This is a genomic window from Neobacillus thermocopriae (assembly GCF_010975035.1).
In the GTDB taxonomy this organism is placed as follows: domain Bacteria; phylum Bacillota; class Bacilli; order Bacillales; family Cytobacillaceae; genus Neobacillus; species Neobacillus thermocopriae.
In genome coordinates, this window is sequence record NZ_JAAIUV010000045.1 from 1 (window position 1) to 7,684 (window position 7,684).

The 7,684-nt window shown below is 34.1% G+C and carries 8 protein-coding genes; 3 read left to right on the forward strand and 5 right to left on the reverse strand.

What is annotated here, in order from left to right; translation table 11 throughout:
* A partial coding sequence (locus G4Z05_RS16050; protein ID WP_276207656.1) for a group II intron maturase-specific domain-containing protein occupies positions 1-428 on the forward strand: 428 nt, incomplete at its 5' end.
* Between the two features lie 55 nt (positions 429-483).
* Here G4Z05_RS16050 and G4Z05_RS16055 read toward each other — a convergent pair.
* The 3 genes from G4Z05_RS16055 to G4Z05_RS16065 form a co-directional block, all read right to left on the reverse strand.
* Positions 484-1,599, reverse strand: a complete 1,116-nt coding sequence (locus G4Z05_RS16055; RefSeq protein WP_163252806.1) for a glycosyltransferase — start codon at positions 1,597-1,599, stop codon at positions 484-486.
* A 393-nt stretch (positions 1,600-1,992) separates the two neighbouring features.
* Positions 1,993-2,514, reverse strand: coding sequence for a MerR family transcriptional regulator (locus G4Z05_RS16060; protein ID WP_038535531.1), 522 nt, complete (start codon positions 2,512-2,514; stop codon positions 1,993-1,995).
* A gap of 24 nt (positions 2,515-2,538) precedes the next feature.
* A complete protein-coding gene (locus tag G4Z05_RS16065) occupies positions 2,539-3,462 on the reverse strand; it encodes a MerR family transcriptional regulator (protein WP_163252807.1) in 924 nt (307 codons plus the stop codon).
* Positions 3,463-3,752: 290 nt separating this feature from the next.
* Here G4Z05_RS16065 and G4Z05_RS16070 point away from each other — a divergent pair, with 290 nt between their 5' ends.
* Positions 3,753-4,100 (forward strand): hypothetical protein, encoded by a 348-nt coding sequence (locus G4Z05_RS16070; RefSeq protein WP_038535526.1) that lies wholly within the window; start codon positions 3,753-3,755, stop codon positions 4,098-4,100.
* A gap of 188 nt (positions 4,101-4,288) precedes the next feature.
* Here G4Z05_RS16070 and G4Z05_RS16075 read toward each other — a convergent pair whose 3' ends face one another.
* Entirely contained in the window at positions 4,289-4,819 is a 531-nt protein-coding gene (locus G4Z05_RS16075) for a YceI family protein (protein WP_163252809.1), read from the reverse strand.
* Between the two features lie 347 nt (positions 4,820-5,166).
* Here G4Z05_RS16075 and helD point away from each other — a divergent pair, with 347 nt between their 5' ends.
* A complete protein-coding gene (gene helD, locus G4Z05_RS16080) occupies positions 5,167-7,491 on the forward strand; it encodes an RNA polymerase recycling motor HelD (protein ID WP_163252811.1) in 2,325 nt (774 codons plus the stop codon).
* Between the two features lie 93 nt (positions 7,492-7,584).
* Here the strand turns inward: helD and G4Z05_RS16085 are convergent.
* Positions 7,585-7,684, reverse strand: a 100-nt coding sequence (locus G4Z05_RS16085; RefSeq protein ID WP_163252813.1) for an IS3 family transposase, incomplete at its 5' end; no start/stop codon positions are given.

The window sequence follows — 7,684 nt, forward strand, 5'->3', positions numbered from 1 at the left end:
CAAAAGTTCGGATTGCCAAGCAAAGTCTAAAACGAATGAAGAAAAAGGTGCGAGAAATCACGTCAAGAAAAATGCCATACCCAATGGAATATCGGATTAAGAAACTTAACCAATATCTACTTGGATGGTGTGGATATTTTGCATTAGTAGACACAAAGAGTATCTTTGAAGATTTGGATGGCTGGATTCGACGAAGACTCCGGATGTGTTTATGGAAAAACTGGAAGACCTCAAAGACCAGGATACGCAACCTCATAAAACTAGGAGTTCCTGAATGGAAAGCTTATGAATGGGGGAACAGTCGTAAAGGTTATTGGCGAATCTCAAAAAGTCCCATATTACACAGAACCCTTGGAAACTCCTATTGGAGTAACCAAGGGCTTAAAAGTCTACAGAAACGTTATGAATTCTTGCGTCATTTATCTTGATTGAACCGCCGTATACGGAACCGTACGTACGGTGGTGTGAGAGGACGGGGGTTAATCACCCCCTCCTACTCGATTTGGAAGACTGCTTTTTTGAAAAGTATTCTTTAAAGAATTCTTCATTTTTAAGAACACTTAGATCATTCGGTCGATATTCTTTTGCTTTTTTATTATATTCAACAGCCAACTCGTGATTTCCTATATGCCAGTGACAAACACAAAGTTGCAAATATGGGTACCATGTAGAATAGCTTTCTTGTCTAAATCCTGGAATATCTTCAGGATTTACCTGACAAGCAAGCTGATACCAAATGATTGCTTTTTCATAAAGTCTTCGCTCTTTATATAAATCACCCATTCGACATGAAACTTCAGGTCTAGGTACGTCATACATAATAGATTTCATCAATGCTTCAATTTCATTTTCAGTATCTCCTAACATGCGATAACAAGTAGCTATATTAATACAAGCACGGATTTGATCCTCTACCCAACCTTTTTTCGTATCAAGAAATTTATTATAGTATTCAATTGCTTTTTCATATTGACTATGATCTTTTAACTCATTACTATAGTAAAATAAATCTCTTGGGGTAAATGTATCTCCTCGTTCTAAACGTTTCTCATAGATTTTTAAATTTCGATCATTCGGAACTTGCCCTTTACGTTTATCCTTTTTGCGGTGGGTAATCGCTATATCAGATGCCACAATATTTCCACCAACATCTAAGTATTCATGAACAGCACCATGCCATTTGAAATTTTTCTCTCTACGGACTAGTCGGTTTCGTCTAAAACTAAATGTTGGATTTTGATATTCATCAAATGCAATATGATAAAGCATAGACACTGCATCAACATTATTTTGCAATTCTTCTTTTAACTTTTTAAATTTTTCCTGATCCTCTTTTAATAAAATATCATCTGCATCCATCCAAAAAATATAATCCATTGAAGCTTTACTAAATGCAAAATTTCTTGCTGCTGAAAAATCATCAATCCATTCAAAATCAAAAACCTTATCTGTAAATTGATAAGCAATTTCTTTCGTTTTATCCGTCGAACCAGTGTCTACAATGATGATTTCATCACAAATATCTTTCACACTACTTAAACATTGTTCAAGTACTTCTTCTTCGTTCTTAACAATCATACACAAACTAATTGTAAACATCTTTTCACCATCCAATATAGAATCATTTATAGTATATGTGAACCATTATAGGAGGGTGAAAGGTGCCGTCTGAAACGTTTTTTTAAGACGTACTTGATGAGTAGAATAGTGCAATCACTGTAAGAACAATATTATAAAGTGGATATTATTTAGAAAGGCTGTGTGAAAGTTTCGGGCGGATAAAACTACATCCCTTTTTTACCCTCCAGCTGATTGATGTTTAATTGGTAAAAGAATTGGCTTTATAGGGAAAAATGATGAAAATATGACTGGAAAGGTTTAAAAGAGGAAAGATGTTCAAGTATTCAAATGACTTCTTTACGATAATGATAAAAAGGATATGAAGTATAAGGATTCTGACCGGATTTTCTTCGTAATCCGGTCAGATAAAAATTAAAAACCAAAAAGAGAGCTTACGAAATTTTTCTTTTTTCGTTTGATCAGACCATGATCTTTTACTAGTGGCTTATCCAATTGTTGTTTCTTTTTCAAATCTGATAATTCAGATTGAAGGTTTTCTACCTGTATCGACAGTTCTTTTACTTGGGACTGTAACTCTTCTATTTCGCTGCGATGTTGGAGCAGCTGGTAGGATGTAACAGAATCTGCTTTGGTATTTAAATTTAATTCTAATTCCTTTACTTTTGCTATAAGTTTTTCCAGGGTTTGATCATTTTCGGGTGATTTAATCAACCCTTTACGAGGCTTTTTTTTCTCAGTGGGAGGCTGAATTTCTTGAATAAGAACGCCATTTTGAAGTTGCTCCTGAATGTTTTTCAATAATTGTATATCCTCTTCGTGAAAAAGATAATGTCCCCGCTCATTTCTCTCCATTGGTAGGTCAAGCTGTTTAACCCATCTTTGAATCGTACTAGGAGAAACACCCAAAATCTTTGCTACTTGAGCAGTATTCATGATAATCCCTCCATAACAGTATTTTTATGCCCAAAATTTCCACCATTTCCTTTCCTTTGCTGCCGCAACTTCTCGGAAGTTGGCTAGCATTTGCTGAAACGCAACTTCTCTTTGTCTGATTTCATGACGGAATTCTTCGCAATTATCGTTAATTAAATCGCGCTCCTTACAAATTTCCTTAGTTAATATGGATATTTCATTAGTGGTTTGATCTAGATATTGAGTTAACTTTACTGAGTTATCATCAAGGTGTTTTGTTAAATTATAAATCTCATTGGCTGTTTCGATGGAAATATTCTTTAGATTATTTGAGAGGTAGCTTAATTTTTCAGCTGTATCATGTGAAGCTTTTTCGATTGAGTCTGATAATTCCTGGAGTTCAGATTTCGTGTTTTCTGTAGATTTATAAATGGAATTTTGCAGTGTCTTGATGGTTCTAAAGGAACTATTTGATATCTCTTTTTTCATTTCGTTAATGACTTCTTTACGAACAACGGCTTTTATTTCTTCTTTTACCTCGTTTAAAAACGTATCTTTATACCTTTCCATTGCTTCGAAAAATTGATTAGCATTGGCAATTGCTTCATTGACTGGTGCTTGAGGAACAGATTCTGTAATAACAGAAACTTCAGTTTTTTTAGATAGTAACTCTACCTGGCTAGAAGTTTGATGAGTTGTACGAACTTCAGAATTTGTCTCTTTTTCTTTTGCCGTACCATTCTCTTTTTTTCTTTTTAATATTTCCCGGATCTTGTCTTTACTTAGTTTTTGACTATACATGTCTTTAATTTCTAGTAATAGATTAATTTCATTGATTGTATATATACGTGCACCTTGTTTGGATCGGGGAATATTCAAGTAATCAGGTAAATCTTTTTCCCACTGCCGGATGTTACCCGGTGCAACATTAAGTTTTTTAGACACTTCTTTCAATGTATAAAATTTCAAGAAATATCATTCCTTTCTATTTATCTCGGAAATTCGTCATTAATTAGTAATTCACCAAACATTAGGTCATTTTCCTGCCACTTGACAAAAGCTATCAAAACAAGACTGTAATCTTCATATTTTTGCAAAAAAAGTGCCAATGACATTTAAGATGGAAATAAGAAAAGAGAGGAGAGGGAGGTACAGAATCTTTTCAAAATTAATGATAATGGTTTGTAATGTGTTCGAAACTTTAGTGTAAACAGGTAGCGCTATAATTAAATACATATTGCAATTGGGCAGGTGTTTTTATGGAAGAGACAATGGTTAAGTCATATGTACAAAAATCTTTAGAAGAGTGGAAGGAAGATATTTTACAAGTACTTGAGGAAATTGAGAAGGAATATGAAGAAATTGCACAAGAATTAAAAGTTTATTCATATAAATACGGTATCACGAAACAGGTGATTCAATCGACCGTTAACGAGGAGATCATTGAAAAAATTCGAGAGATGTACCATAAGCCATTTGAAGAAAACTATAACCAACTAAAAGAATACATACGTGATTTAGAAGAGAAGAAACGAGTTTTTCAAATGTTTATTCAAAAAATTGATGAAGTGAATCGGAAAGAATCTGCAAAAATAACTACATTTTAATAATAAAAAAGAGGCTCTCATGGACGAGGGCCTCATTATTTTTACTAAAAAGGTGTATTTTTAGTTATTGGTTAGCACAGGTATTATTGGTATATTAGGTAATAGCTCGCTTAGGTTTAAACTAAGACGATAAACGAAATATTTGAGAGTAATCTTATACTTTTTTGAATCCCAATCTAATAAGAACATTATGCTTTAATAGCTTGAATTTGCAAGTTGATTTTAACTTGATCTCCGACAAGAACTCCACCCGTTTCAAGTGCAGCATTCCACACTAATCCATATTCTGAACGGTTAATGGTTCCAGTTGCACTAAATCCAGCTTTTACATTTCCCCATGGGTCTTTTCCTTGTCCTTCAAAGGTAACCACAAAAGTTTCTTCCTTAGTAATACCACGTAATGTAAAATTTCCAGTTATTTTGTATTCATCTTTTTTTACTTTCTCAATCTTGGTAGCTTGAAAGGTCATTGTTGGATAATTTTCTGCATCGAAAAAATCTGCTGAAACTAAATGAGCATCACGATCTTTGTTCCGAGTGTCTACACTTGATGTATGAACAGAATATATAATGTTAGCAGTTGTTAAATCAGTTGGATCAGCTTCAAGTTCGGCATGAAAGGTGTGAAAAGTTCCTTTTACGTTAGTCATCATCATATGACGAACAGAAAAATCGACACTACTGTGTGCTGGATCAAGAATCCATTTTGTGTTAGGCATGCCTATCTCTCCCTTTTGTTTCAAAATCATTTATCTTGAATTCAAAATAAATATCTTCGAGATAAATTATAGTAGTCAGACAAAATGGAAGTCAAATGTTTTTTGTAGCATTTGGAAATTCTATTTGGAAGGATAGGATTTGATGATAAATAGGGCACAATAGATGAAGAGGGGATATAACTTGAATAAAAATTGGAATTGAAATGTTAAATGAAGCGTGTTAGAATGAGGTTTGACACATCATGTTAATGTTATTTTTATATAAATAATTTCCCTATAATAACATTAACATAAAATTTAACCATTGTCAATATATTTTATTCTGATTTTAGCTGGGGAGTGGTTCAATGAGTGATTTACAGAACAAAGAATGGCAATTGGAGCAAAATCGGGTTAATCGTGTGGTGAAGGAAATTGACAAAAAAATAATGGAGTTAAAGTCAAATAGAAAGAAAGTTAGCTCAGACGTTTTAGAAATCCGTAAAACATTTTGGGAGGATGTAACAGTTAACCTCGATGAACCTGATGATGTTATTGAAACCGCTGCTAGTATAAAACAGCAGGCTGAACTGCTTTCTGAGAGGGAACGGACGGATCATCAATTAGAAAAACAACTTAAAACTCTCAAACGACTAAAATACTCTCCATACTTTGGTCGAATTGATTTTCTTGAAGAAGGAGAAAGTACAACTGAGCAGGTTTATTTGGGAATTGCTTCATTTATCGATGAAAAGAATGAAGATTTTCTAATTTATGATTGGCGTGCACCGATTTCAAGTCTATATTACGACTATTCACCTGGACATGCAGAATATCAAACGCCAGAAGGAAAAATTTCAGGTGAGATTCAATTAAAAAGGCAATTTATTATCAAATCATCTGAAATACAGGGGATGTTTGATACAGGTGTAACGATTGGTGATGAAATGCTACAAGAGGTCCTTGGAAACAATGCAAGCACTCAAATGAAAAATATCGTAGCAACCATTCAACGTGAGCAAAATGCCATAATCAGGAATGAAAACAGTCGATTACTCATCGTACAAGGAGTGGCCGGTAGTGGAAAAACATCTGCAGCTCTTCAGCGTGTAGCCTATTTATTATACCGTTACCGTGGGTCTTTAAAGTCGGAAAATATTTTGCTTTTTTCACCGAATCCTTTGTTTAATAGTTATGTGGCAACCGTATTGCCGGAACTAGGTGAAGAAAATATGCAGCAATCCACCTTTCAAGAATATTTGTCTCAAAGATTAGGAAGAGAGTTTGATATCGAGGACCCATTCAGGCAAATGGAATATTTGTTGAACAGTGTAGAGGATACGGATTATCGTGTACGAGTAAACGGTATCCGCTTTAAGGCGAGTTTAGAGTATAAAAATCTTATTGATGAATATGCTCAACAATTGTCTGAGAGTGGACTAATATTTAAGGATATAACCTTTAGAGGAAATGTCCTTATTTCCAAAAATGAAATATATGATTATTTTTATCAATTGGAACATCATTACTCCATTCCAAATCGTATGCAACTTGTCCAAGAATGGCTACGAAAAGAACTGAAGAAATGGGTGAAGCGTGAACGTTCTCGAAGCTGGGTGGAGGATGAGATTCAGTATCTTGAAAAAGAAGACTATCTTGAGGCTTATAAAATGCTCCAAAAGAAAGAACGTTTTACTGAAAATACTTTCGATGATTTTGAACGCGAACAAAAATATTTGGCAGAATTGGTCGTTAAGGAAAAATTTAAGCCGTTATTTGCTATGGTTAAGAGTTTGAGATTTGTAAATATGAAGGAGGTGTACCTTCAGTTTTTAGAGAAGGAAGGAAAGCACCTTCCAAACGAATGGAATCAAATTTCAAAAATGACAATAGAGCAAATAAAGGAAAATGTGATTCCTTATGAAGATGCGGTACCTTTTGTTTATCTTCAAGATTTAATCATAGGGAGGAAATCAAACACTGCGATTCGTCATATTTTTATTGATGAAGCGCAAGATTACACTCCATTTCAATTTTCATATATTCGGTCTTTATTTCCATATAGTAAAATGACTTTATTAGGTGATTTCAACCAGGCCATTTTTTCTGGAGTGACGGGGGCTGACACGGTACTGTCTAATCTTACCTCTAAGAAGTCGGATGTTGAGACATTTGTATTAACCAAAACGTATCGTTCTACAAAAGAAATTGTGGAATTTACAAGCCAATTAATAGAGTATGGTAAAAATATTGAGCCATTTAATCGGAGCGGGAAAAAACCAGAAGTCATTTTGACGGATCGTCAGTCATTAGATGGACTCATCATCGATAAGGTAATGGAACTTAAGAATAGAGGACATCAAACCATTGCGATTATTTGTAGAACTGAAGTGGGAAGTAAACAAGTATTCCATTCGCTCAAACAAAAAATTTCAATGAATCTCATTGATAAAGGAACGACGAATTATGAAAAAGGAATTTCTGTCATTCCTTCCTACCTTGCAAAGGGAATTGAATTTGATGCGGTTATTTTATATGACAGCTCCCTATATACAAACGAAAGTGAAAGAAAGCTTTTTTATACAGTTTGCACACGGGCGATGCATGAATTAACTTTATTTGCGACCAATGGATATAGTCCGCTGATGAAAGGTATTGATGCGAGTACTTATGAAGTTGTTCATCGAATGTAGATAACAAAGGAAGACCTGAAAATCGTTAAATACGACGATTAGGTCTTCCTTTTTTTAGTAGATGTATGAAATGTTTGGTATGTCAACACTAAACTAGACAACTTTTTTAAGGTGTTCATTTTTATATTCAATAGGGCTTAAATACCCAAGTGTTCCGTGAATTCTGATATGATTAAACCAATGAACATAATCA

Excerpts from the sequence above, each read along its gene's own strand:
- G4Z05_RS16075 (WP_163252809.1), bottom strand. The coding sequence starts at position 4,819 with ATGCCTAACACAAAATGGATTCTTGATCCAGCACACAGTAGTGTCGAT.
- G4Z05_RS16055 (WP_163252806.1), bottom strand. The coding sequence starts at position 1,599 with ATGTTTACAATTAGTTTGTGTATGATTGTTAAGAACGAAGAAGAAGTA.
- G4Z05_RS16070 (WP_038535526.1), top strand. The coding sequence starts at position 3,753 with ATGGAAGAGACAATGGTTAAGTCATATGTACAAAAATCTTTAGAAGAG.
- G4Z05_RS16060 (WP_038535531.1), bottom strand. The coding sequence starts at position 2,514 with ATGAATACTGCTCAAGTAGCAAAGATTTTGGGTGTTTCTCCTAGTACG.
- helD (WP_163252811.1), top strand. The coding sequence starts at position 5,167 with ATGAGTGATTTACAGAACAAAGAATGGCAATTGGAGCAAAATCGGGTT.